Raw genomic sequence first — 25,241 nt, forward strand, 5'->3', positions numbered from 1 at the left:
TATTATGCGGCGCAAAAATCACACAAGAACATCGCCCCGCCGACAATACAAAAAACAGGATTTATCATGCGCCAATTCATCATACTGATTGCCCTGCTTTTCTGCTCCCTGAATATTTTTGCTGAAACTGTTTATAAAACCGTCGATGCCAATGGCAATATTGTTTATACCGACCGAGCCCCCACAACCGGCAAAGTTTCAACTTTAAACTACGAAAGTGCTCCCTTCTCACCCGAGCCTGAATCTGTCATTCGCTATCGCCAAGAGTTACAAAAAGGGATCGACAAAACCATGGCAAGAGCAGCAATGCGGGAAAATCCAAACAGTATTACCCTGTTCACAACCAGCTGGTGCACTTATTCCAAGCAAGCCAAACAGTATCTGGAGTCTCATAACATACGGTTTCGCGAATACAACATCGAAACCGCTGAAGGTGCAAAGGCTTTAGTCGAGACCGGAACAACAAGAAAAGGCGTTCCATTACTCATCGCAGGCACCAAGCAATTACGCGGATATAGCCAGGCTTCTTATGACAATTTTTTCAAAAATTAATAATCAGCGCGCCGATTGGTATGAGTTTTTTAACAAGAGCGTGCAATCGATAGTCATCGCTTGCCATTATTAGCGTCGCCACACCCCCAGCTGAGCCAGCTGCTCAGCCAACTGATTGGCCAACATTTCGTATCCGGCTGCATTCGGATGCACCGTATCACTTTTCAATGATGGCTTTGCCAAGATATCCTCCAGCGCATCATCATTCAAAGCAATCTCATAGTGCTCGGCCAGCTCGGCATAGAGTGGCGCGGTATCCAGCCCCAATCCCAGCCTGGGTACGCCGATCAGCAAGACCGGTATATTGCGACGCTGCAATTCTTCGACCATCAATCCCAGTTCGCGTTTGGTCTCCATAGGGTCAAGGCGCCGCAAAAAATCATTCCCACCCAGACACAGCAACACCAATTGCGGTTTAACTTCATCCAGGGTTGCAACAAATCGCAACCGGGCTTGCGCAGCGGTTTCGCCTGGCACGCCAGCGTTGACAATCTCCCAGCCCGTTTTTGCTGCCAAACGAGCCGGATACGATTCTTCGCTCGCGGCGCCAGTACCAAATGTCAGGCTATCGCCAAAAGCCAGCACAACACCCCCGGCCGGCAAAGGTTTAAGTTGTGGTGCGCCGCCACAAGCCTGTAACAAACCAAGCCAGCAGCACAGTAAAAATAGACGCAGCATACTTATCCCCTTCTGGTATTTGTGGTGCCAATCTCGTAGTTGCTTGTTCGCGCGGGCTATTGACATACACCACCATGTATTGCCATATACCAATTACTCAGCAAGCCACACGGACATATACCCCACCAACACTCCGGCTGTACCACCGTCAGCGCTAGGCCGAGTGGTGACGTTTCCTTATAGCCGCCTTCATACCCATTCGATAGTCGATTGAATGACTTGCGCCCAATCAGCCATTGTTAACGCAACTTGGCATTACACATTTAACACGCCATAAACCAAGCACATTCTTATCGCCAGCATTGATTCATATCAACATTTTTATGCGAAAATGCGCCAGATTCCGATTCATCCCGACCAGCCAAAACGATTGATACAGCCATGCCTACCCTTCAGCTCCAACAGCAATTCGACCTCAGCATCAACCCTAACTGGAACACTGATTACAACGCGTCTCCGGCCTTTAGCAGCGATACCATTACCCTGTTCAGCGACTCGGGAAGCCCGGCCGCGCATGGTCTGGTACTAAGCGGCAGCTTTAGCTATATCAGCCCGGGCAGTTTCAGCTACGACGGCACACTGCGCGATGATCCTCAGGGCGCGATCTCCTCTATCAGTTACTACGAAAATGGGCAATTGATTTATACGTTGAGCGACTTGTCGCTTGACATTGCGTCTATCAATACTTATCTGTTTGCCGACAATCTGCCCACGGACTGGATGGGAGGCTTGTATAGCCAATTGCTCGGCGGCAATGACCAACTGACTGGCAGTACTGGCAATGACACCCTGATTGGTTTTGGGGGAAATGACACGATGAGTGGCGGACTGGGCGATGATGTTTACAAAGTTCAGACTTCCGACACCGACATCATAGAGCAAGCAAGCGAAGGAAACGATACCGTTTACAGCTGGGTGGATTACACGCTCCCCGATCAGGTCGAAAATCTTTATTCCGAAACCACTTTTGCCGCCGGCAACGACCTGAACAATACGGTCGTCACCTGGAGCGGCGCGTCGGCCACCGTCTACGGATATGGCGGTAATGATGCGCTAGGGTCATCGGGCGGCAACGATACACTGTATGGCGGCAACGGCAATGACACACTGGACGGTGGCAGCAATGCCGACACGCTGGACGGCGGAGAAGGTGACGATGTCTATATCGTCGATGATGCAGGTGACACGCTCATCGAGGCTGCCGGACAGGGAACTGACACCGTCCGAACCGCGTTCAACTATACACTTGGCGCCAATCTGGAAAACCTCGAACTGAGCGGTTCCGCCCTGACGGGCACCGGCAACACACTGGATAACCGGATCAGCTCCGACAACAACGCGGCGCTGCTGTATGGACTGGATGGCAATGATTTGCTGGAGGGCAATGGCGGCAACGACACGCTCAATGGCGGCAATGGCAACGATACGCTCGATGGTGGCACGGATAATGACAGTCTGATCGGCGGACTCGGCAATGATACTTACGTGATCGACAGCGCCAGCGACGTGATCGTCGAGCTCGCCAATCAGGGCAACGACACCGTCCAGTCCAGCATCAGCTATACCCTGCTCAATGCCAATCTTGAAAATCTGAATTTGATCGGCGACGGACTGACCGGCAAGGGCAATACCGGTGCCAACACACTGATTTCCGACAATGGCGCGGCCATTCTCTACGGGCTGGACGGCAATGACACGCTGTATGGCTACGGCGGCAACGACACGCTTGACGGTGGCAATGGCAACGATGCACTCGATGGCGGCGACGGCAGCGACCGGCTCGTTGGCAATGCCGGCAACGATACATTGCGTGGTGGTAATGGCGACGACATTTATGTGGTCGACTCAGCATCCGATGTCGTGATCGAGAGCAATGGCGACCTGATTACCGGCGGCATTGACACTGTCTATTCCAGTGCCAACCTCACGCTGGGCGGCAATATCGAGAATCTGGTACTCACCGGTTCGGCCGCCCTGACGGGAACCGGCAATGCACTAACCAATATGCTGACCGCCAATTCGGGCAGCAGCACGCTGGATGGCGCGGGCGGCAGCGACACCGCCATCATGGCAGCATCACGCGCCAGCTATGCGATCACGCGAACGGGCGAGGCCAGCCTGGTGCTGAGCAAGGGCACGATCAAGACCACGCTGAAGAATATCGAATACGTCAAATTCAGCGACAGCACGGTCTCATTCGGCGATCTTTTCCTTAACAAGGCCAGCAGCTGGGGAGACACTTTCCGCAGCACAGCCAATGGCAACAAATTTGCCGGCGGTCTGGGCAACGACAGCTATACGGTCAGCCATACAGGCGTTTCGATCACCGAAAATGCCAATAGCGGCACCGACACCGTTCGCACCAGTCTGTCCAGCTACACGCTGGGCAACAATCTCGAAAACCTGACCTTCTTTGCCGGAGAAAGCGGTCAGCACGGCTATGGCAATTCCCTGAACAACGTCATGAGCTCTTATATTGAATCCTATCTGGATGGCGCTGCGGGCAACGACACCCTCATTGGTGGCTCTGGTGCAGATACGCTGATCGGTGGCAGCGGCAACGACAGCATGAGTGGCGGCGCAGGCAACGATCTTTATTATGTGGACAGCAGCAGCGATAAAATCGTCGAAGCAAGCAATTCCGGCACCGACAGCGTCTCTGCCAGCGTGACATACACACTGAGCGACAATGTCGAAAAACTGACACTTACCGGCTCACTCGCCATCAACGGCAGCGGCAACGCTTCTGACAATACCCTGACCGGGAATAGCGCCAGCAACCAGCTTATTGGCGGCCTAGGCAACGATACCCTCTATGGCGGACTGGGCAATGACGTACTTGATGGCGGTACAGGCAGCGATTATCTGGTCGGCGGTTTGGGCAACGACATCTATGTAAGCGACAGCGCACTCGACCAGCTCGTCGAAAACAGCGGCGAAGGCATCGACGAAGTGCGCAGCAGCATCACCACGACGCTGGGCGACAATTTCGAAAATCTCACTCTACTCGGCAGCGCCGGTATTTCCGGCGATGGCAACGCCGCGAACAATGTACTCACCGGCAATGGCGGCAACAATCTGCTTCGTGGTGCAGAGGGTGACGACGTACTATATGGCAATGGCGGGCTTGATATCTTGCAGGGCGACGATGGCAATGACAGCCTGTATGGTGGCGCGGGCGACGATCTGCTCATTGGTGGCAGCGGATTCAATCTGCTGGTCGGTGGTGCCGGCAGCGATCTTTACCGGGTCGACGGCAGTGGCGACACCGTGGTCGAGCTGGCTGGTGAAGGCACCGATCTGGTCGTGAGTACGCTGATCAGTTACCAGCTCACTGCCAATACCGAAAACCTCGTACTGCAAGTCAATGCCATCCATGGCGCAGGCAACGAGCTGAACAACACAGTAACCGGCAATGACCAGAACAACATCCTGCAGGGCAACGCCGGCGACGATGTACTCTCGGGTATGGACGGCAACGACTGGATCGACGGCGGGATCGGCAATGACACCCTGTCAGGCGGCAGCGGAAACGACACGCTGATCGGCGGCAGCGGCAACGATGCGTACTACATCGACACGCCGGACGACGTCATCACCGAATCGACCCAAATCGCGGGCGGAACAGACACCGTTTATGCCGGTTACTCCGGCTATATGCTGCAGGACGGGCTGGAAAATCTGGTGCTCAATAACTACGACCTTGAGGACGATCCGTCTACCTGGTATGGCGCAGCCTCGGGCAATACTGGCAACAACCAGCTCACAGGCAGCTTCGGCAACGACACGCTGGATGGCGGTGCCGGCAACGACACGCTGATCGGCGGCAACGGTGACGACACCTACTACGTCGACAGTGCCAGCGATGTCATCACCGAGGGCGCTTCGGCAGGCAACGATCTGGTCATCGCCACCATCAATTACACGCTGGCTGCCAATGTCGAAAACCTGCTGCTGGCGGGAAGTACCATCCAGGGCACGGGCAATGCAAGCGATAACCAGATTACCGGCAATAGTGCAGACAATACCCTCTCCGGCGGTGCCGGCAACGACCTGCTGCTGGGAGCTGAAGGCAACGATACGCTATTTGGCGGCACTGGCGACGACACATTGGTCGGAGGAGCCGGTGTCGACACACTCGAAGGCGGAGCCGGCAGCGATGTTTTCCGCTTGAGCGCAGACGGCAGCAGCATCGTCATCAACGATTTTACCCTTGGTGAAGATAAGCTCGAGATATCCGCCACTCGTCTTGGCTTTGGTGGACAAGGTCTTCTCACCGAAGGCGGAATGTGGGGTTGTCAGTCCAGCTACGATTTCCGCGATATTAATAGCAACATGCCGTGGCTGAATTTTACTACCGCTTTTGCCGGTGCCGGCACCGCAGAAGGGATAGTCCAGCAGTTAAGTCAGGCCACTGTAATAGGCGGCGGTTATAGCACCGGAGAAGACCAGCTCTGGACAACACGCGATGACAATAATGTGTACTTCTGGGATTTCGAGTCATCGGGTGAGGATCTGGACATCACGGCCGATGAGCTGACCCTTGTGGCAACCGTCAAGACCATCAGCTCGGTCGATGATATGCACTCGCTGCTTTTTGGCACTAGCAGCTATCTGATTGTCTGAGGCTGAGATCTGGCAATCAAAAACAAAACGGGCGATAGCCCGTTTTGTTTTTCCCGTCTCGCTAAGATGAATTAAATCAAACGCCTTAAATCCCATCCAATACCCAGCCAGGTATTTTAACGTAAAAAATATCTAGCAAGGCCTGCATAGTAATACCCCATCAACACTCCGGCTGCGCCACCGTCAGTGCCAGCCCGCCCAGCGACGTTTCCTTGTAGCTGTTTTTCATGTCCAGCCCGGTGCGGTACATCGTTTCGATGACTTTATCGAGGCTGACCAGATGCTGGCCGTCTTCGAGCAGTGCGAGCTGGGCGATCTTGATCGCTTTTTCTGCGGCAACGCCGTTGCGTTCGACGCACGGTACTTGCACCTGTCCGCCAACCGGGTCGCACGTCAGTCCTAGATGATGTTCCATCGCGATTTCGGCGGCATTTTCAACTTGCGCCAGCGTGCCGCCGAGCACGGCACAATATGCCCCCGCGGCCATCGAACAGGCGACGCCGACTTCGCCCTGACAACCGACCTCGGCACCTGAAATCGATGCGTTCATTTTGTACAGCATGCCAATTGCGGCTGCGGTCAGCAGAAAATCGACAATCCCTTCGTCGTTCGCGCCGGGCGTAAAGTCGCGGTAATACTGCAAAACGGCCGGAATAATACCGGCTGCGCCATTGGTCGGCGCGGTCACGATGCGCCCGCCGCTGGCGTTTTCTTCCGAAACGGCAATCGCGTACAAAGTCGGCCACAGCATCACGTCGGCGCGGCCTTCCATATGCATCGCCAACAAGCGCTGATACAGCGCTGGCGCGCGGCGCTTGACTGCAAATGGGCCGGGCAGCCGACCTTCGTGTTGGTAGCCGCGCGCGACGCTGCCCTGCATCACCGCGGCAATTTCAAGCAAGCGGCGACGGATTTCTACTTCATCTAGTTTTGTGCATTCATTGGCCAGCACCAGCTGCGCCATCGTTTTGCCGTGCTCGCGGCACAGCGCCATCAGCTCGGCGCTATTGCAAAAAGAATAGGGAATATCGTCGTCGCTTTGACCCGTTTGCGGCGCAGCCAGCTGAGCCTCGGTCAGAATAAAACCGCCGCCGACCGAAAAATACGTTTCGCGCAATAGCTCGTGCCCATCGGCGGCAAAAGCATAGATTCGCATCCCGTTAGCGTGCTGCGGCAAAAACAAATGCTTGTGCAGCTCGACATCGCGATCCGGATCAAAAGCAATATCAAACTTTCCAGCCAGATGAAGCGGCTCACTAGCACGCAAGGCCTGCATGCGCGGCGCAATGCTTTCCGGATCAATACCCCTTGGCGTATTGCCCTCCAGCCCAAGTACAGCGGCAGCTACCGTGCCATGCCCCTCGCCTGTTAAAGCCAGCGAGCCATACAGATTCACCTTGATGCGCTGTACCTGATCAAGCACGCCCTGCTCAAGTAACAGATCGGCAAATGCTTTGCTCGCCAGCATCGGGCCGACAGTATGCGAGCTGGACGGCCCGATGCCAATTTTAAACAGATCGAAAACACTGAGCATAATGGGTATCTCGCGCTGAACACAGGATCGCTGTGTCATAAGGATTGAGGGGCGTTGCTTAACGTCGGTCGACACACTATCGGAACAAAGCACTTGCCCCGCAATACACGACATCCCCAACTGCGCTGTGCTTTGATCATCCGGCAATAAAAAAGGCCTTGAGTTTGCACTCAAGGCCTTTTGAAGTCGGGCACCGATCAGCTTGGACTTTCGCTTTCTTCGTGTTGCTGCAAAGCCCACATCTGTGCATAAATCCCACCCATCGTCAGCAACTGGTGATGCGTACCGCGCTCGACAATGCGGCCTTGCTGCATCACCAGAATTTCGTCGGAATCCGAAATCGTCGACAAACGATGCGCAACGACCAAGGTTGTGCGGTTGGCTGAAATGGCTTTCAGTTCGGCTTGAATCGCTTTTTCGGTCTGCGAATCAAGCGCGCTGGTCGCTTCGTCGAAAATCAGAATCGGCGGGTTTTTCAGCACTGTGCGGGCAATTGCGACGCGCTGCTTTTCGCCGCCCGACAATTTCAGCCCACGCTCACCAACCGTCGTTTCAAAGCCGTCGGGCAGTGTCATGATGAAGTCGTAAATATGCGCCGATTTGGCCGCTTCGATCACTTCTTCACGTGTCGCGCTCGGCTTGCCGTAGGCGATGTTGTAATAAATCGTGTCGTTAAACAGCACCGTATCCTGCGGAACGATGCCGATTTGCGCGCGCAGGCTGTCCTGCGCCAGATCGCGGATATCGTGCCCGTTGATGCGGATTGCGCCTTGATTGACATCGTAAAAACGATACAGCAGCCGCGATAAAGTCGATTTTCCTGCGCCGCTCGAACCAACCACTGCGACCGTTTTACCAGCAGGAATTGCAAAACTGATGCCGTGCAAAATCGCCCGATTACTGTCGTAGGAAAAATCGACGCCGCTAAATTCGACATTCGCATCATCCAGCGACACCGCTTGCGCGTTTTCTCGGTCTTTGATTTCGGCATTGCGAGACATCAGGCCGAACATTTTTTCCATGTCAGCGAGCGAGTTTTTAATTTCGCGATAAACGAAGCCAAGGAAATTGAGCGGGCCATACAGTTGCAGCAGGAAGGCATTGACCAGCACCAAGTCACCCAAGGTCATCGTTCCCTTCACAACACCGTTCGCCGCCATACCGACCAAGAGCGTCACGCCAACGGCGATAATCGACGCTTGGCCGGCATTCAGAAATGACAGCGACACCTGATTTTTAACCGCCGCCGATTCCCACTTGCTCAGGCTATGATCGTAACGCTCGGCTTCCCAGCGCTCGTTGCCGAAATATTTGACCGTTTCGTAATTGATCAGGCTGTCAATCGCTCTGGTGTTCGCTTTGGAATCCAGATCGTTCATATCGCGGCGAAAATGCATCCGCCATTCGGTCACGCCCAGCGTGAAAGCGATATACAGCGCAATCGTCGCAAATGTCACCGCAGCAAAGCTCCTGTGATATTTTTGCAGCAAAATCGCCGCGACCAGGCCGATTTCGACCAAGGTCGGCAGGATATTAAACAGCGTGAAATTGAGCAAAAACGCGATGCCCTTGGTACCGCGATCAATATCGCGGCTCATCCCGCCGGTCTGTCGTTCCAGATGAAAGCGCAAAGAGAGCTTGTGCAGATGCTCGAACACTTGCAGCGCGATTTTACGAATCGCGCCTTGTGTGACTTTGGCAAAAACCGCATCGCGCAACTCGCCGAGGACCGATGAAAACAGCCGCAATGCGCCATAACCCAGAATCAGCGTTAGCGGCAGCGCCAGTACGACGTCTTTAGCGGCCATCTGGTCAACAATATCCTTGAGCACCAGCGGAACGGCGACGTTGGCCAGCTTGGCCAGCACCAACAGACTTAAAGCCAGAAAAACCCGGCTTTTGTACTGCAGCAAAAAGGGCAGCAACGTTTTGAGCGTTTTCCAGTTATTGCCACCTTCAATCGTGTTACTTGGTCGCATTAATGCAGTGTCCTTGGCATGGAAAGAATAAATTGGGCGATTTCAGCTTCAAACTCGGTGCCATCCGCAGCGATCATCTGATAAGTCCCACGCATCGTGCCAACCGGCGTATCGAGTGTGACGCCGCTGGTATATTCATACGTTTCGCCTGGTGCCAGCTCGGGATGCTCGCCAATCACGCCTAAACCGCGCACTTCCTGCGTTTTGCCGCTGGCGTCTTCGATAATCCAGTGCCGCGAAATCAGCTTGGCCGGGATACTGCCAACGTTTTCTATCGTGATCTGGTAAGCAAAAGTATATTGCTCGGCCGCTTCGTCCGATTGCTCAGGCAAATAAAACGGCCGCGCCTGCACCGCTATTCGGTAACTGTGTTCCACTTCAATCTCCCTTGTCGCGAATCAATGCGTCCAGTCGTTTAAATATTCATCATTACGCCACAATTTGTACGCGTGCAGGATTCTTTGTCTAGCCAAATGGCCGCATAATAACCATTAAACCCTCAAGGGAGTTCTGAAAATGACTTTCCGCATCGCACCCAGTATTTTATCAGCCGACTTTGCCCGTCTTGGCGAAGAAGTTAACAACGTCATCGAAGCTGGTGCCGACATCATTCACTTTGATGTAATGGACAATCATTATGTACCCAATCTGACCATCGGCCCCTTGGTTTGTGACGCCATCCGCCCGTGGACCGACGCGCCGATTGATGTGCATTTGATGGTCAAGCCGGTTGACCGGATTATTCCCGATTTTGCCAAAGCGGGTGCCAATATCATCACTTTTCACCCTGAAGCGTCCGATCATATCGACCGCTCGCTCGGGCTGATACGCGATAGCGGCTGCAAAGCTGGTTTGGTGTTTAATCCAGCAACGCCGCTGCATTATCTCGATTATGTGATGGATAAAATCGACATGATTTTGCTGATGTCGGTCAATCCGGGCTATGGTGGTCAGTCGTTTATCCCAGCAACGCTGGATAAAGCCCGCCAGGCGCGAGCGCTGATCGACGCCTACACCGCCAAAACCGGCCGTGAAATCTGGCTCGAAATCGACGGCGGCGTCAAAGTTGATAATATCGCCGAGATCGCCGCTGCGGGCGTTGATACCTTTGTCGCCGGATCAGCGATTTACGGTCAGCCTGATTACAAAGCAGTGATCTATCAGATGCGCGCCGAATTAGCCAGGGTTAAATAATTTACGTAGGAGCGGGCTCGCCCACGAATGATTCTTGTGACAATTATTCGCGGGCACACCGGTGCTCCTTGCAGGCGAGCCCGCTCCTACGGCTATTTGAATCAAGGATATGCAATGAAACTGCTTCACAATCCACGTTGCAGCAAAAGCCGCGAAGCGCTGACCGCACTCGAAGCAGCCGGTCACTCACCCGAAGTCTGGCGCTATCTGGACGAACCGTTGACCGAGCCGCAGATTCGGGAGTTATTAAGCCAGCTCGGCATCGCACCACTCGCGCTGGTTCGCAGCAAGGAAGACCTGTGGCGAGAATTGAGTGCAGGCAAAACGCTATCTGATAACGACATCATCGCCCTGCTAGCCAGCCACCCGAAACTGATCGAGCGCCCGATTCTGATTCACAATGGCAAAGCCGCGATTGGTCGGCCGCTGGAGAATATCCTCGAGCTACTGAAGTAGCCACCTTCCATTCCCCCCTTTGTAAAGGGGGGTTAGGGGGGATTTCTGCAATCGTCGAATATTTTTTAACGACTCAACGATGCAAATCCCCCCTAGCCCTCCTTCATTGAAGGGGGAACAACAGCGCGGCAAATAGAAGTATCAATGACGAAACATCAAACATACCCAACAGGGTATAGCCATAAAACACAATATAAAATTAACCTACAACAACATACCCTAACATGACCATCCAAGCCCTCGCCTTTGACCTCGACGGCACACTCGTCGATTCGATCCACGACCTTGCCCGCGCTGCCAACGCTGCCCGCGCCGATTTGGGTCTGGCACCACTTGCCCAAGATACCGTCGAAAGCTATGTCGGCGACGGTGCGGCCAGCCTCGTCGCCCGCGTGCTCGCCGACGACATGGCCGCCGAATTTGACGGCAGCGAGTTGCAGCAACAAGGAATGACGCAGTTCAATCTGCACTACCGCGCCGGGCTAACGATTGCGACGAAGTTCTACCCGAAAGTGCAGGAAACGCTGCACGCGCTGCACGAACGCGGCTTGCCGCTGGCGATCATCACCAACAAGCCCGAGCGCTTTACGCTGCCACTCTTGCGCGAACTCGGCGTTTTCGAGCATTTTGACGTGATTATCGCCGGCGACACGCTGCCAGAACGCAAGCCGTCCGCCCTGCCACTGGAATACACCGCAGAAAAACTCGGCGTTTCGCTTGAAAACATGCTGATGGTCGGTGATTCAAAGAATGATATTTTGGCGGCGAAAAATGCCGGCTGCCCGAATGTACTCGTCAGCTATGGCTATGGCGACGAACTCGAAAAAATGGGTGCCGACGCGATCATTCATCGTTTTGATGAGTTGTTCGGTTTTCTAGAGGAATAAATATACTACTCGTCATTTTCCTACTAGAATCCTTCCTTAAAATTACAATTCAAAGAAGATAAAAGTGGTACGGGAATTCTTGATTGACTATTTATTGCCAGTTTTTCTGATTGGCACGGGTGGTGGTGTTTTGATTTATTACTATTTAATTAATAAGCTGCATGATATTTTTCTACGCCACTACCCCTATTTATTCGGTGAAAATCCACAAGATTATCGTGTAAATCTGGATCAACCCTTTCAAGCCCTTAAAGAAGTGCCCCCAATTCTTAAAAGTGGCGAATGGAAAAACCTGCCATCCCAACAGCATATTCAACTATGCGTCTGGACTCGCCGAGTTGATAAAGTCTGGATTGTCAGTTTTATCGGTCTGTTTCTGCCTTTCTTTTTTTAATTCAAAGCTGTAACCACCGTAGGGTGCGCAAATCCCTGCGGGATTTTCACACCCTACTTCTGCAACCGCTCCGCCAGCCCCGATTGCCGTTCTACCCCGCGCCGACTGGCTGCGGTAATCTGTGCTTCTTCGCCCCATAGCTGAGGCCGCCTTTGGCGTGAATGGTGTCTGTGGCGAGGTCATTAGGGCCTGCGCCAACGCTTAGTAATGGTATCGGCACTGCACAATAATCAGCACTTCATCCTGAACGCAATAAACCAGCCGATGTTCTTCATTGATACGACGTGACCAGAAGCCGCTGTATTGATGCCGCAGCGGTTCAGGCTTGCCGATACCCGCGAAAGGTTCGCGCTGAATGTCACGAATCAGCACCATGATGCGCTTCACAACGATGCGATCCGAGCTTTGCCAGTACTCAAACTGTTCCCACGCTTTTTCAGTAAAAGTAACTTTCATTCACCGGGTAGCTCGGGTAGCTCCAATGCGACGGTGCGACCTTGCCGAATTTGCGCAATCGACTCATCCAATGCCTTGGCATTGGCTGGGCTGCGGGTCAGGTAGGCGGTTTCTTCCAGCGCTTCATAATCCGACAGCGCCATAATCACAACCGGCTCACCACGCTGGGTGGTCACAATGACCGGGGCGTGATCTTCATTGACTTTGCGCATCACCTCGGCAAGGTTCGCGCGGGTATAGCTATACGTGAGGGCTTGCATGATGAATTCCCAGCAAAAGATTGTACCAAGTTTAGCACATATCCATGGGTAATATGAAGAAGTCAAAATCAGCGGCTCGGAGCGCAAGCCTTAAGGTCTGTTGAGGTTTGGTTTGCAAACCGCGTTTGAGCTGATTTTGGCCTGAAACTAGGCACAAGACGCGCCGCATAGTGATTCTTAGCCTTTCGTACGCTATGACCTTATTTCAATAATCGCTCCGCCAAGCCTGATTGCCGTTCAACTTTCTTCGCCACCGCTTGTCGGATCGTCGCGGCTTCTCCCCATAGCGTGACTTGCTCTTTGGCGCGCGTGATGGCGGTGTAGACCAGCTCGCGGCTGAGCAGACGGTTTGCGCCGGATTCATTGCCGGGCAGCAAAAGCAGAACATGGGCAAATTCCGATCCTTGCGATTTGTGCACCGTCATTGCAAATGCGCTTTCGACACCAGCCAGCCGCGACGACGCAACCTTCCTTGTGCTGCCATCGGCCTGCAGAAAATGCACCCACAGCTTGCCATCCTGATCAGGCAGCGTCAGGCCAATATCACCGTTGTACAAGTCGAGCTCGTACAGATTTTGCGGCACCAGCACCGCGCGACCTGCGTACCAGCTCTGATCCGGCTGGCGCAGGCCGCGTTTGACAAGGGCTTGTTCGAGCAAGACATTGATTTGCTCGACACTGGCCAGACCATGCTTGAGCGGACTCAGAACGCGGAACTGGTCAAAAATTCTAAATACGAGCTCAGCACTGCTGATCTGCGACTGATATTCGGCCACTGCAGCAAAATACGGCTCATATCCTTGCCAGACCGGTGTGAGCAAGGCGGCCCCCGCTTGTGCCGGATTATGTTCATACCAGCGCAAAGGCGTTTGCTCATTTTGAGCGGCTAAGGACTCAAGCCGGTGAGCTTGCAGGATTTCAGCGACTTTGCGGCTTTGTTCGGTATTGATCGCCTTGGCAAGCTGGCCAATGACGCCGGAAAAGCGGTAGCTTTTTTGTAGTGTAATGACCTGATCACCCATGATGCTTGGCGAAAATTCGGGCTGGACAGTTTGTCCGCTTGTGGCGCTAAGCTGCGCGGCAAATGAGGCTGACAGCCCGACGCCATCGCACAGATCGCCCATCACCGCGCCGGCTTCGACCGAGGCGAGCTGATCTTTATCACCAAGCAAAATGAGTCTGGCGTGGCTGGGCAATGCGTCGAGCAATTTGCTCATCAAGGCCAGATCAATCATCGACGCTTCATCGACAACCAGGACGTCAAGCACCAGCGGATTGCCGGCATGATGGCGAAACTGTACCGAATTGGGGCGGTAGCCCAGCAAGCGATGCAGCGTACTGGCCGTGTCTGGAATAGATTGCGCGACCAAAGCGGAAATATTGATTTTCGGGTCCATTTTGGCTTTGCGGATTGCTTCCTGCATCCGCATTGCGGCTTTGCCAGTCGGCGCGGCGAGCATGATGTGCAGTGGGTTTTCGCCACTTTGAAGCAGCGCCAGCAGTTTCACCACTGTCGTTGTTTTGCCCGTTCCGGGGCCGCCGCTGATGACCAGCAGTTTTTTCTGCAAAGCGGCAGCCACAGCAATCCGCTGCCAGTCGATTTCATCGGGCTTCGCTTCGCCAAACAGCTGATTTAGCTGTTGCGGCAAATCCGGATCGGGCACGATGGTTTGCGCCGCCAAAGCCCGGATTTGCTGCGCCAGCCGCGCTTCATACGCATGATAACGCGCCAGATACAGTCGGCCATGTTCCGCAATCAGCGGAGCAAAATCGCCTGGCGCACCGACCAGGCCACTGACCTGCCACTGAAGCAGATTGACACCCGATGGCATCGCCACACACACATCGCCGCGCTCGGTCGCGCTCGCCGCCTGCAAAGCCAGCCCCAGCAAATCAGGTGGTGCATCAGGCGCTTTGCGCCGCAGCAAATCAACAAAGGCTTGCGCAAACGGCGAAGTACTTTTGAGTGAAAAATCCAGATTAGCAGTCATCATTCTCTCGTCCTCCCAGCACACGATCCAGCGCCTCAATCAGCGCCACGCTGGGCTTGTCAAACCAGATGCCAGCCTCGCCCTCTGCCGGATGCATACCGCGAATAAACAGATACAACACACCGCCAAAATCGCGCTCGTAGTCATAACTTGCACCAAGCCGAGCCTGCATATGACGATGCCAGGCAATCACATACAACAGATATTGCAAATAATAATGCGCGTCACTCATCGCCTCGGTCAGCTTGTCGCGCCGGTAATCGGCGTAGGCATTGCCCAGATGATTGGATTTGTAATCGGCAATGTAATACTTACCCTCGTGAACACAGACCAGATCGATCACACCATTCAGATACGCCGTTAGCTGCTCAGGCTTGAGCCGCTGACTGGCGGCGATAAATTCTGCGGGCACTTGCTGTTCGGCCAATACCCGGCAAAAAGCGGCCAGATCCAGTTTTGGGCAATGCATCAGAAACGGCCATTCATTCAGCCTTTGCGCTGCGCTCAGGTCAGCGAGTTTGAAGCCTGCAATACCTAATGGGGTATCGATCACTTCACCCAGCCATAATGAGACCTGCGGCAATATACCCTGCCCTTCTTCATCCGTCTGCTGCGCGAGCAAGCCAACGCGCTGTAATTGCCGGGCGACCACCGCATCCCAATTGCTGCGATCTGGCTGCGCAAAATTCCAGTGCTCGAACATGCCATGCAAGGCCGTTCCGGCGTCGGCGCCGCGCGTAAAAGTAAACCGCAGGGGCAAATCGGCCTGCGCTTGCGCCAATACTTCGGCGGTCGCCAGCCCATCGTGATCTTCGCCCGTTTCGGCGTGTGCATGCCGCGCCTGCCCGCGTGATAAGGACGAAAAACTCACCAGCCGCCACGGCGCAGCCAGCATCCGGTTGCGCCAGTGCGCCGTTTGCAATACCACATCATGCTCGGCCTTGATTTGATATTTTTGTGCCCCGTCACGCCAATCACTTACCGTCGCCCCCAGCCGCGCAAATGCATCGGCCAGTTGCGGCACGCTCCATTCGGCAATCTGATCGCGCAGGCAAATTCCATCGCGATCAAACAGCACCTGCGCCAGCGGCGCATTCTGCAAACCGGGTTTGGAGAAATGATGCAGATTTTCAAACGCCGGATACGCCAGATACAGCCGGTGCTTGGCGCGAGTCAGCGCGACATACAGCAAGCGCATTTGTTCGGCGTAGGCTTCAAATTCGGCCGTTTCCAGCGCAGTGGCTTGCTCAGGCGTTCCGGCGTCAACGCGCAGCTCGCCATTTTCATCGTGAAAAGCAACGAGCCGCGTATCGCGCACCAGCTCTTTTTTGCCCGTCCAGCTCAAGGGGCAGAACACAATCGGATATTCCAGACCTTTGGAAGCATGGATCGTCACCAGCTTGACGCGGTCGGCGTCGCTTTCGAGCCGCATCTGCTGCGCTTCGGCCTGCGCGTTCGGCTCGGCCAGTTGTCGTTCCAGCCACGCCAACAGCAGCGCCGGACTAGGCCGGGCGCGATTTTCGTTCTGGATCAGCTCGGCAACGTGCAGCAAATTGGTCAGGCGGCGCTCGCCATCGTCAAAAGCGAGCAAGCGCATCGGTGCCTGACTCGTGACCAGCCAGCGTCGGAACATCGCCATAAAGCCCGCTTTGCGCCATTCATCGCGCAAAGCTTGCAGCATCTCGATCTGGCTTAGCCACGCCGCATCGTCGGCCTGCAGCGCAATCAATTGTTCAACCGAATAACCCATCACCGGGCTAACCAGCGCGCGGCGCAACAAGGGCGCGCTGGCTGGCTCATTCACCGCTTTAAGCAAAGCCAGCAAGCCCTGCGCCTCGCCCGACTCGAACACACTGCTCCGCGATTGTGATACCGACGGCACACCCAGCTGGGTCAGCGCCTTACGCATTTGCGCAGCCTGATGGTGGCTGCTGACCAGCACGGCGATATCGCCGGGCGCAACAGAGCGGCCGCCCAGACTGGACTGCAGTTCGGGAGCCAGAATATGCGCGATTTCCTGCGCTACGCCCTGATAACAATCGCGCTCGGCGTATTTGGTTTTGCTGCTTTGCCAGACAAAAGCATGCACAGCGGCTCTATCGTCGGCGATCTGCAATTTCGACTCGCCGCTTTGCTTGGCCTTGATGTGCGGATGCTTGATCCGGCTTTCGACAAAAGCATGATCCGGCGCAAACAGCGCGTTTACAAAATCGATAATGCGCGCATCGGAGCGGTAATTGGTATCAATCGAATACTGCCCGACCGCCTGAGCGCGCGCGCCCAGATAAGCGTAAACATCAGCGCCACGGAAAGCATAAATCGCCTGTTTCGGATCGCCCACCATAAAAAACGGCAGCACCTCGCCGTCTAGCGTCGGGCGGCCAAACAGCGTGTCGATAATGGCAAACTGCGTCGGGTCGGTATCCTGAAACTCGTCGACCAGCGCTGCGCGATAACGCTGATGCACTTTGGCAATCAGATGCGCCGCACGCGTTTCATCCCGCAGCGCACCAGCCAGCATCGTCAGGCTATCATCGAACGACATTTGTCCGGCCTGAGCCTTGCGATGCGCCAATTGCTCGCGCAAAAAACGGCCAAAGCGCAGCAGCCAGTGATTGAAATACAGCGCCAGATCCTGCTCCAGCGTTTTGCGCGTATCAAACAAATCATCGAGCGCGGCAAAAAAATCATGCTGCGGTACATCATCCTGAAATTTTTTCAGCACTGCGGCATCGAGTTTGCTTTGCGCCAGCGCAGTCAATTCGGCGGGTAATTGCCAGCGTTCAGTTGCAAAAAATTCGCTGACACGCCCGCCCCACGCCAGATTCGCAGTGAAATCGAGCTTGGCCGTTTTCTTGTAAATACCCGCTTGCCAGCTCGATTGCAGCAGACTGGTGATTTGCGCTGCATCCCAGACCCGGCGCGCCCCCGCCAGCGCCGATTCCCAGCGCTGCTGCAGCACAACCAGCGCCGGTGCCGCGGGTAAATCAAGCAGGTTTGCAGCGTCAAGCCGCGCCAGACTCGCGGCCAGTTTGCCCAGCGTATCGACGTTCACGCCACGAGTTCGCGGCGCAATGCTGACCGATTGCAAATAATCGACCCAAAATACAGGAGACGGGTATACCTCGCTACGCCAGTAATCCATTGTTATTTGAGCCAATACCTCGCCTTCATCACTGATCATTTCACGATCAAAGTCAAATCCGGCTTCAAATGCCTGCTCGGTCAGCAGCCGCTGGCAGAAACTGTGTATCGTCGAAATCGCCGCCTGATCAAGCGTCGCCAGCGCCAGCCTGAGCTGGTTCAGCAAGGCCTTGGCATCAACACGCGGGTCGTCCCGCACCTGTTGCCAGACTTTCTCGCAGAATGGTTCAGCCTCATCACCGAGCTTAAAGGGAGAGTCCTGCTCGAAAGTCTGTGCCAGCTGAGCCAGTCGCGTGCGAATACGGTCTTTGAGCTCGGCCGTCGCCGCCTTGGTAAAAGTCACCAGCAGGATTTGCTCTGGCAACAAACCTCGCGCCGCGTCAAATGAGGGTTGATCCGCATTTTCAGCAGCCCCCAGCACGAGTCGCGCATACAGGCCGGTAATATTAAAAGTCTTGCCGGTCCCGGCGGACGCTTCGATCAGATTGCGCCCTGACAAGGAAACCGTGTGGACGTCGAGGGGCTGTAAATGCAGGGTCGGCTTTAGCCGATCTTCACCCCTGCCTTGATGGACATGGTTGGAGACTGCCGACCCGAGCGCCGCCCCTACAACCGATTCGACCTGCGAACTGAGATGGTTTTCATTCATTTCATGGCCTCCCACTCAGCCAGATCAGCTTCAAGTGACCTTTCAACCACGCTGGCATTCATCATGCCCAGTAGCGTTTCACACCACGCAGCAAAATCGGATCGGTGTTCCGAATCTTCATCCAGCGGATCATCCGGCCACAAAAGCTGGATCGCCGCGTCGGCGTATTCGCCCGGATGGTTGAAATCATCCTGCCATTTTTTTTCGGCTGCCGACCAGCGTTTGGCTTCATCATCAGCATCGACAGCAATCCACGCCAGCGCAGCGCGCGGGAAAAAAGCTTGTGGCTGTTGCCAGTTGGCGCGGTAAAACGTCAGTAATTGAGCAAGCTGCCGGCGAGCGACTTCGCAAGGGATGGGCGCGTAGCACCAGACTTTATCGGGAGACAGCGCGCGCGTCTGATCCGGCAGCGCATCGGAGAGCGCGCACAAAGCCAGATGCCGCACCCAGTATTTGAGAATATCGCGCGGGTACAGGCAACTCCGTGCAATGATCTGGCCTTGCGGGTACAAATCGGCCAGAGTAAGTGCCAATTCGACTTCGATCTGATCGGCTAAATCACCCGGCGCAGGCGCAATGCTGAGCCGGATAAAGTCGGCCACCACCGGTAATGCTTCCCCCTGCCGATACAGCGGCAAAGCCTCTTTGAGCGCCTGCGCGGCAGCAAGCTCGCCGCTGATCAATAATTTGCCCGGCGTACCCAGCGGCGCAATGCCTTGCGCTGCGAGCAATGGCGCTGCGGCTGTGCCATATTTTAGCCCCGCATCGCGCACGGCACGGTCGGCAAAATCGCGCAGATCAAACGGTTCATCATCGGCGAGCGCAGCATCAGCGTCGTCGAGCACCAGATTCGCGCGTTTGCGTAGATAAAATGCAGCGGGCTTGGCCAGACATTCAACCAGATCGGCCAGGCTGATTTGTGTCGGGGCGGGCTCCAATTCACTTAATTCGTCATTCCGGCACAAGCCGGAATCCAGAAGCAATGCGGATTGAACCGTTACACTGGATACCGGCGTTGCGTTGAGCGCTTCCGCGGCTTCGCCCAGATTGATCAAACGTACTGCGGCGTCCCGCTGATTGATTAAACAATTTGCGGCGTCCCGCTGACGGATTAGACAATTTGCGGCGTCCCGCCACAGCGGATTAAACGACTGCCAGCGGGTATTGGCTTCAAAGCCAATAGGGCTAAAGGCTTGCAGCGGATACTCATGGATTAGTTGTGCATCAGGCAGAGCAAATCCTTTGCTGATGCAGTCAAGCACATCCGACACCAGCACCGACGGTGGATAGGCTTCGTTATCGCTCACGCCGCGACCGACCCACGACAGGTACAGCGCATCGCGCGCCGCGAGCAGGATTTCCAGAAACAGAAAACGGTCGTCCAGCCGGCGTGAACGGTCGCCCAATCGCGGGTTTTGCGCGATCAGATCGAAACCAGCTGCGGCCGGATTGCGCGGAAAATCGGCCTCGTTCAAGCCCAGCACCGCAATCACGCGGAACGGCAAGCCGCGCATTGGCACCATCGTACAGAAGGTAATCCCGCGCGACATAAAGCCCGAGCCACGGCTGCTGGTATCAAAACAATGCCGCAGCCAGTCGAGCACAACAACACGCTCGACGGTCTCGTGCAGATCGGCCAGCTCGGCCTCAACAGCAATTTTCACCAGCGATTCGCGAATCGCCTGCAGTAGCAGCCGCTCGGCATCGACACTGCCGTCGAACAGCAAAAACGCATCAAGCAACTCCAGCGCCAGTACGCTCCAGTCCGCCAGACTGCGCGGCGCTTTGAGCTGCTCTCGCCAATGGGTTATGGTCGCAATCAAATCGGCGAGCTTGGCCAGCAAGGCAACTTGCGAGCCTTCCAGATCATCCCACGGCGCAAGATCATGCCACAGCGGAATCGCTTCGCCTGCCAACGCCTGCGGCAAAGCAGCACCGAGCAGCAAATTATCAAGCCCGGCGCGCCAGGTATTGGCAGCGCCCAGCTCGGCCAGAGCGCCGCCGCCGAGTTGATCGGCAAATTCGGCGCGATGCGCCTCATCGAGCCCCCAGCGTATCCCGGCGGCGGCAATCCAGTGCTGCAACACGGCCAGATCATCCGCGGCAATGCCAAACCGCGCTGCCAGTTGCGGCGTTTCGATCAGGCCGAAAATTTCGTCGGCGGTACAACGGCTATCGGGCAGATTGAAAAGCTGCAAATAAACCGCAATGGCCGGGCATTCCTGTGCGGTCGTCAGATCGGCAATGTTGTATGGCAACACTGGTGCGCCTGCCGCTGCTGCGCCGCCGAATACCGCTTCGATCAGCGGCGCATACGGCCCCAGATCGGGCAAAAGTACCGCAATATCGGAAGCCAGCAGGCTCTTGTCACGGCTGAGCATATGACAAAGCTGATCGTGCAGCACTTCAACTTCACGCATCGCGCTGTGACAGCTATGAAAAGTCAGCGACCAGTCATCGGGAGCAACAATCTGGCGATTGCCCGCATCGCGCGGGTAGAGATTGAGAATATCCGACTGCAGTGTTCGCAGCAGCGTGGTATCGGCAAGACGCTCGCACGGATCGCTAAACAGCGGTCCATCACCGCCGACCGACCACGGAAAACGCTCGGTCACGGCGCGGAAAAAATCGCGTCCGGCCTTGCCCATGCTGGCGAGCAGCGGATGGCCGATGTCGAGGTATAAAGATTCCTGTGGCTGTTTTTCCAGCTCAGCGCGGGCAAATGCGCGTGGGCTGACAATCGCGCCCCAGTCTTCGCGGCATGGGTTAAGCAGAAACAGATTCACGTCGATATGCTCGGACAAGGCGCCCAGCACGTCGATATACGCTGGCGGCATGCTGCTGACACCAAACACCGTCAGCCGCTCGGGCAGGCGTTGTACCAGCACTTGCGGATTTTGCGCCCATTGATCAAACAGCCGGATAAACATTTCGGCGCGATGCGGGATGCTATTTTCCGTATTTTCAGCGGCGGATTCAGACTCGATGCTCTGTTTGACTTCCTGCCAAAGCATCGCCTGCCAGGCTTCATCGGCACCCAGACCGACCAGCCGCCCCGCTTCCCATTCAGCGATCCAGTCGCTGCGAAAAACCAGATATTGATCGAACACGTCGGCGAGCTTGCCCGCCAGCGCCATCCGCCGCCGCGCATCGCCCTCGGCTAAATAAGCGGCAACAATCGGGCTGGCCTCGCGCGCGCTTGACTCGGTCAACAAACGGAACAATCGCCAGGCCAGCGGACTCGAACTATACGGCGAATCGGCCGGCAGCCCCGGCATCGCATCCTGCAGCAAACGCCAGATAAACCCCGCCGGCAAGGCAAAATCAACGCCAGAACAAATCCCTACCCGCGCAGCCAGTTGAAAGCGCAACCAGCGCTCCATCCCCTTGCTCGAAACAATGATTTTTTCGCTGGCAAACGGATCGGCCAGCGGAACGGCAAACAGCGCCTGCATCAATTCAAACAGGTTTTCGAGGCGATTGGACTGGTAAATATTTAGGCGGGAAGTCATGGCAAAGTCCGTGGCAGGATGCGGACATTCTAACCGATTTAGGGGCTGACTTTGGGCTGACAGAATGTTTCGATTATTTGCTGAAACACGATCGTTTTTAAAGCAGCTTGAAAACGAAATTTAAGATTACTATGCCTGAACCGTCGGTTTCGCCCGCCAGTATTGTAGGGTGCACTGAGCGCAGAGAATTGCACGCTCCGATTTCCCTTTAATCCGGTATTGCCCTGAGCCACAAAAATGCTTTAATCAAATGAGACGATATACAGTCAAACCAGCTATCAGGAGCATGCCATTTTGTTGCAGCACCGTTTCATCCAATTCGTCTGCCTCATGCAAATCCTGCTGGGTTCGTTTGCGTACGCGCGCGAACCGGTCAAGCTCGCCGTGCTCACGGCCAGCCCACCCAGCAGGATCGACGCCATCGTGCTGACTGAAGTCTACCGGCGAGCCGGGATTCCTTTAAGATTGATCACGATGCCCGGTTTGCGCGCGAGCGCCGAAGCCGATTCGGGCCGCATCGACGGCGAAGTCGCCCGTGTAAGCAGCTACGGGAAGCAATATCCGAACCTGATCCGGGTCGAGCCGCCGATTGACGCACTCACGGTTTCTGCCTACTTCAAAAAAAGCCTGAATGCGCAAATCAAAACCAGGGATGATTTGAAAAAATACTCCATCGGCTACGTTCGCGGACTCAAAGTACCCGCCGAACTCGTTATGAATTTTCCGAGAGTCCTCGATACCCAGTCGTCCAAATCATTGGTGCAAATGCTCAATGCGGATCGTTTTGAAGTCATCGTGAACAACAATAGCTCAACTGATTTTTACATCAACCAGATGGGGCTCAAAAATATCGAAAAAGTCGAGCTCCGGCACGAACCACTGCATCATTATCTGCACAAAAAACACAGCGATCTTGCTCGCATAATCAGCGCGACCATCACCCAAATGATTCAATCTGGCGAGCTGGCCAAACTGCTCAAACAGGCTGAGTACGAAGTCCTAAGTGGCATCGAGAAAACGCCGGAATAAGCGAATTTACGTTCGGAAAATCCGGCTAACTATTTAATTTGCTAAACTCAAACCACACCTCCGCAATCCCCGCCGAGTACCCCATGCAACTCACCCGCCTGCAAGTGACCAATTTTCGCGGTATCAGTCAGGTTGACCTGATGCTCGATACGGCTGCGACGGCTTTGTTTGGCGAGAATAACTGGGGCAAGACGAGTCTGATTGTCGCGCTGAGTCGTTGCCTGACTAGCCCTACGCCGGTCGAGCAGCTGTTTACTCACGAAGATTTTCACCGCATCTCCAATACCCGTGCCAGTATTGCCCGGCGGCTCAATATCACCTTGTACTTTCAGGGACATACCCCCAGCAAGGCATTCAAGCCGGTGAGCTTTGCGCCGCCCGAGCATGGCGACGAGGCGCATCCGGTTCAGCATCAGCCGGGCGATGTGATGATTGCATTGCGTTTTATGGCCGAGCGTTTCGGCCATGGCGAAATTCGCGCGCGGCGCTATTTTATTCATGCGGACGGTAGTGAAATTCTCAGTAGTGAAATCCTCAGCGGCGAAACCGAACACCCGAATACCGACGCGCTCGCCGACGAGCTGATCCGCCTGCATCCGGTGTTGCGTTTCAAGGACATGATGCTGACCGACTGGCTGGAGCATCCGCGTCTGTCGGGCAAGCCACAACCGGAGGACCCGGTGCTGGCGGCGAGCGATGCCGTGCGGACGGTTTTCGAGCGGATTCTGACTGTGCCGCACCAGCTGCACCCGCAGGAATTGCGTCAGGGTTTGGCTGCGATGCAGCAATTGCTCAGTGAAAATGCCACACTGGTCACGCGGATGGATCATGAAGCGCCAGCGCAACGGCTCGCCGAGCAGATCGCCGAAGCGCCGCTTAATTTTCGCGATGAAGACAGCTTGCTCGACATCGCCAACCGGACCGGCTCGAATCTGCGTCGCGTGGCATTGCTGATGCTGATTGGCGCGCTGCTGAACGCCCGCGGTGAACACGCGATCAACCGCGAGGCCAGCCCGATTCTGCTGATGGAAGATCCGGAAACGCATTTGCACCCGATCCAGCTGGCGATGATCTGGGGGCTGATCGAGCAGTTGCCGCTGCAGAAAATCATCACGACCAATCATGGCGACCTGCTGGCGAGTTTTCCTCAGCGCGCCTTGCGGCGGCTGGTGCGCTGGCCGAGCCATATTCATGTTTATCAGCTTGCAGCCAATGCGTTGTCGATTTCCGATGCCCGAAAAGTTGCTTTTCATATTCGCAGCAACCGCGCCAGCAGCATGTTTGCCCGCGTCTGGCTGCTGGTCGAAGGCGAAACCGAGTTCTGGTTGCTACCCGAATTGGCGCGTATTTGCGGGCTGAACTTCCCGCTCGAAGGAATCCGTTGCGTCGAGTTCGCGCAGGCCGGATTAGCACCTTTGATCAAATTTGCCGACCAGATCGGTATTCACTGGCATGTGATTTGTGATGGCGACGATGCGGGGCAGAAATACCAGCAACGCGCACAAAAACTGCTGCGCGGCCGCGATGAAGACCGGCATATCACTGTGCTGCCCAGCCGCGATATCGAACATTTTTTGTGGGATAACGGTTTTGCCGATATTTATCGCGAAGCGGTCAATCACTATAAAAACCCGATGTCGCCCCAGCACGCCGCAGCGCTGGCTGCACAGCAAGCCGCCCAAATGGCCGAATCATTACCTGACGATGAAATCATCAGCCGTGCGTTGCGCTACCGCAGCAAACCAGGAATGGCGCTCGAAATCGCCGAAGCCGCCGAACTCGCTGGCCGTGACAGCATTCCGGCTTTACTGCAAGACATGTTTGCGATTGTGCAAGCGCGTAGCAGCAGTTTGCCGGAGTATTGAGCTCATACCCTCCTACGTATTTCCCTGCAGGCATT

At 55.2% G+C, this 25,241-nt stretch carries 17 protein-coding genes; 8 read left to right on the forward strand and 9 right to left on the reverse strand.

From position 1 onward, the window contains the following. Nucleotides 1-66 precede the first annotated feature (66 nt). The gene (locus ACG2XO_RS13045) at nucleotides 67-552 is read left to right on the forward strand and encodes a glutaredoxin domain-containing protein (protein ID WP_410498424.1); all 486 of its coding nucleotides are present in this window, start codon (nucleotides 67-69) and stop codon (nucleotides 550-552) included. A gap of 69 nt (nucleotides 553-621) precedes the next feature. Here ACG2XO_RS13045 and ACG2XO_RS13050 read toward each other — a convergent pair whose 3' ends face one another. After that, nucleotides 622-1,230 carry an arylesterase gene (locus ACG2XO_RS13050; protein WP_410498425.1) on the reverse strand — a complete coding sequence of 203 codons (609 nt, stop codon included), beginning with the start codon at nucleotides 1,228-1,230 and terminating at the stop codon, nucleotides 622-624. 381 nt (nucleotides 1,231-1,611) lie between these two features. Between ACG2XO_RS13050 and ACG2XO_RS13055 the strand changes: the two genes are divergently transcribed. Beyond that, a complete protein-coding gene (locus tag ACG2XO_RS13055) occupies nucleotides 1,612-5,856 on the forward strand; it encodes a beta strand repeat-containing protein (protein ID WP_410498426.1) in 4,245 nt (1,414 codons plus the stop codon). A gap of 160 nt (nucleotides 5,857-6,016) precedes the next feature. Here ACG2XO_RS13055 and ACG2XO_RS13060 read toward each other — a convergent pair whose 3' ends face one another. The 3 genes from ACG2XO_RS13060 to apaG all read right to left on the reverse strand — a co-directional run bounded on the left by ACG2XO_RS13060 (nucleotide 6,017) and on the right by apaG (nucleotide 9,746). Continuing rightward, entirely contained in the window at nucleotides 6,017-7,390 is a 1,374-nt protein-coding gene (locus ACG2XO_RS13060) for an L-serine ammonia-lyase (RefSeq protein WP_410498427.1), read from the reverse strand. 197 nt (nucleotides 7,391-7,587) lie between these two features. Next, nucleotides 7,588-9,369, reverse strand: a complete 1,782-nt coding sequence (locus ACG2XO_RS13065; protein WP_410498428.1) for an ABCB family ABC transporter ATP-binding protein/permease — start codon at nucleotides 9,367-9,369, stop codon at nucleotides 7,588-7,590. Continuing rightward, entirely contained in the window at nucleotides 9,369-9,746 is a 378-nt protein-coding gene (gene apaG, locus ACG2XO_RS13070; protein WP_410498429.1) for a Co2+/Mg2+ efflux protein ApaG, read from the reverse strand. The genes ACG2XO_RS13065 and apaG overlap by 1 nt, the downstream gene beginning before the upstream one ends. Nucleotides 9,747-9,885: 139 nt before the next feature. Between apaG and rpe the strand changes: the two genes are divergently transcribed. From rpe to ACG2XO_RS13090, 4 genes are all read left to right on the forward strand, one after another. Next, a complete protein-coding gene (gene rpe, locus ACG2XO_RS13075) occupies nucleotides 9,886-10,563 on the forward strand; it encodes a ribulose-phosphate 3-epimerase (RefSeq protein ID WP_410498430.1) in 678 nt (225 codons plus the stop codon). Nucleotides 10,564-10,677: 114 nt separating this feature from the next. Continuing rightward, complete coding sequence (arsC, locus tag ACG2XO_RS13080) at nucleotides 10,678-11,019, forward strand: arsenate reductase (glutaredoxin) (protein ID WP_410498431.1); 342 nt, start codon at nucleotides 10,678-10,680, stop codon at nucleotides 11,017-11,019. Between the two features lie 224 nt (nucleotides 11,020-11,243). Further along, entirely contained in the window at nucleotides 11,244-11,906 is a 663-nt protein-coding gene (locus ACG2XO_RS13085) for a phosphoglycolate phosphatase (RefSeq protein WP_410498432.1), read from the forward strand. A gap of 79 nt (nucleotides 11,907-11,985) precedes the next feature. Further along, nucleotides 11,986-12,300 carry a hypothetical protein gene (locus tag ACG2XO_RS13090; protein WP_410498433.1) on the forward strand — a complete coding sequence of 105 codons (315 nt, stop codon included), beginning with the start codon at nucleotides 11,986-11,988 and terminating at the stop codon, nucleotides 12,298-12,300. 201 nt (nucleotides 12,301-12,501) lie between these two features. Here ACG2XO_RS13090 and ACG2XO_RS13095 read toward each other — a convergent pair whose 3' ends face one another. The 5 genes from ACG2XO_RS13095 to recC all read right to left on the reverse strand — a co-directional run bounded on the left by ACG2XO_RS13095 (nucleotide 12,502) and on the right by recC (nucleotide 22,312). Continuing rightward, on the reverse strand, nucleotides 12,502-12,756 hold the full coding sequence (locus ACG2XO_RS13095) for a Txe/YoeB family addiction module toxin (RefSeq protein WP_410498434.1): 255 nt from the start codon (nucleotides 12,754-12,756) through the stop codon (nucleotides 12,502-12,504). Then, the gene (locus tag ACG2XO_RS13100; RefSeq protein ID WP_410498435.1) at nucleotides 12,753-13,016 is read right to left on the reverse strand and encodes a type II toxin-antitoxin system Phd/YefM family antitoxin; all 264 of its coding nucleotides are present in this window, start codon (nucleotides 13,014-13,016) and stop codon (nucleotides 12,753-12,755) included. Before ACG2XO_RS13100 ends, ACG2XO_RS13095 begins: the two co-directional genes overlap by 4 nt. A gap of 200 nt (nucleotides 13,017-13,216) precedes the next feature. Continuing rightward, nucleotides 13,217-15,010 (reverse strand): exodeoxyribonuclease V subunit alpha, encoded by a 1,794-nt coding sequence (gene recD / locus ACG2XO_RS13105; RefSeq protein WP_410498436.1) that lies wholly within the window; start codon nucleotides 15,008-15,010, stop codon nucleotides 13,217-13,219. Continuing rightward, nucleotides 14,997-18,800 (reverse strand): exodeoxyribonuclease V subunit beta, encoded by a 3,804-nt coding sequence (gene recB / locus ACG2XO_RS13110; RefSeq protein ID WP_410498437.1) that lies wholly within the window; start codon nucleotides 18,798-18,800, stop codon nucleotides 14,997-14,999. The genes recD and recB overlap by 14 nt, the downstream gene beginning before the upstream one ends. Beyond that, nucleotides 18,797-22,312, reverse strand: coding sequence for an exodeoxyribonuclease V subunit gamma (gene recC / locus ACG2XO_RS13115; RefSeq protein ID WP_410498438.1), 3,516 nt, complete (start codon nucleotides 22,310-22,312; stop codon nucleotides 18,797-18,799). The genes recB and recC overlap by 4 nt, the downstream gene beginning before the upstream one ends. A gap of 330 nt (nucleotides 22,313-22,642) precedes the next feature. Between recC and ACG2XO_RS13120 the strand changes: the two genes are divergently transcribed. Then, nucleotides 22,643-23,341 (forward strand): substrate-binding periplasmic protein, encoded by a 699-nt coding sequence (locus tag ACG2XO_RS13120; RefSeq protein ID WP_410498439.1) that lies wholly within the window; start codon nucleotides 22,643-22,645, stop codon nucleotides 23,339-23,341. 83 nt (nucleotides 23,342-23,424) lie between these two features. After that, a complete protein-coding gene (locus ACG2XO_RS13125) occupies nucleotides 23,425-25,206 on the forward strand; it encodes a DUF2813 domain-containing protein (protein WP_410498440.1) in 1,782 nt (593 codons plus the stop codon). Nucleotides 25,207-25,241 lie beyond the last annotated feature (35 nt).

Origin of the sequence: Chitinibacter sp. S2-10 (genome assembly GCF_046530675.1) — a bacterium.
Classification (GTDB): domain Bacteria; phylum Pseudomonadota; class Gammaproteobacteria; order Burkholderiales; family Chitinibacteraceae; genus Chitinibacter.

What these genes read in the sequence shown, in the direction of transcription:
- ACG2XO_RS13055 (WP_410498426.1), top strand. Translation starts at nt 1,612, where the DNA reads ATGCCTACCCTTCAGCTCCAACAGCAATTCGACCTCAGCATCAACCCT.
- ACG2XO_RS13045 (WP_410498424.1), top strand. Translation starts at nt 67, where the DNA reads ATGCGCCAATTCATCATACTGATTGCCCTGCTTTTCTGCTCCCTGAAT.
- ACG2XO_RS13065 (WP_410498428.1), bottom strand. Translation starts at nt 9,369, where the DNA reads ATGCGACCAAGTAACACGATTGAAGGTGGCAATAACTGGAAAACGCTC.
- ACG2XO_RS13120 (WP_410498439.1), top strand. Translation starts at nt 22,643, where the DNA reads ATGCAAATCCTGCTGGGTTCGTTTGCGTACGCGCGCGAACCGGTCAAG.
- recC (WP_410498438.1), bottom strand. Translation starts at nt 22,312, where the DNA reads ATGACTTCCCGCCTAAATATTTACCAGTCCAATCGCCTCGAAAACCTG.
- arsC (WP_410498431.1), top strand. Translation starts at nt 10,678, where the DNA reads ATGAAACTGCTTCACAATCCACGTTGCAGCAAAAGCCGCGAAGCGCTG.
- recB (WP_410498437.1), bottom strand. Translation starts at nt 18,800, where the DNA reads ATGAATGAAAACCATCTCAGTTCGCAGGTCGAATCGGTTGTAGGGGCG.
- ACG2XO_RS13060 (WP_410498427.1), bottom strand. Translation starts at nt 7,390, where the DNA reads ATGCTCAGTGTTTTCGATCTGTTTAAAATTGGCATCGGGCCGTCCAGC.
- ACG2XO_RS13125 (WP_410498440.1), top strand. Translation starts at nt 23,425, where the DNA reads ATGCAACTCACCCGCCTGCAAGTGACCAATTTTCGCGGTATCAGTCAG.
- ACG2XO_RS13050 (WP_410498425.1), bottom strand. Translation starts at nt 1,230, where the DNA reads ATGCTGCGTCTATTTTTACTGTGCTGCTGGCTTGGTTTGTTACAGGCT.
- recD (WP_410498436.1), bottom strand. Translation starts at nt 15,010, where the DNA reads ATGATGACTGCTAATCTGGATTTTTCACTCAAAAGTACTTCGCCGTTT.
- ACG2XO_RS13100 (WP_410498435.1), bottom strand. Translation starts at nt 13,016, where the DNA reads ATGCAAGCCCTCACGTATAGCTATACCCGCGCGAACCTTGCCGAGGTG.
- ACG2XO_RS13095 (WP_410498434.1), bottom strand. Translation starts at nt 12,756, where the DNA reads ATGAAAGTTACTTTTACTGAAAAAGCGTGGGAACAGTTTGAGTACTGG.
- rpe (WP_410498430.1), top strand. Translation starts at nt 9,886, where the DNA reads ATGACTTTCCGCATCGCACCCAGTATTTTATCAGCCGACTTTGCCCGT.
- ACG2XO_RS13085 (WP_410498432.1), top strand. Translation starts at nt 11,244, where the DNA reads ATGACCATCCAAGCCCTCGCCTTTGACCTCGACGGCACACTCGTCGAT.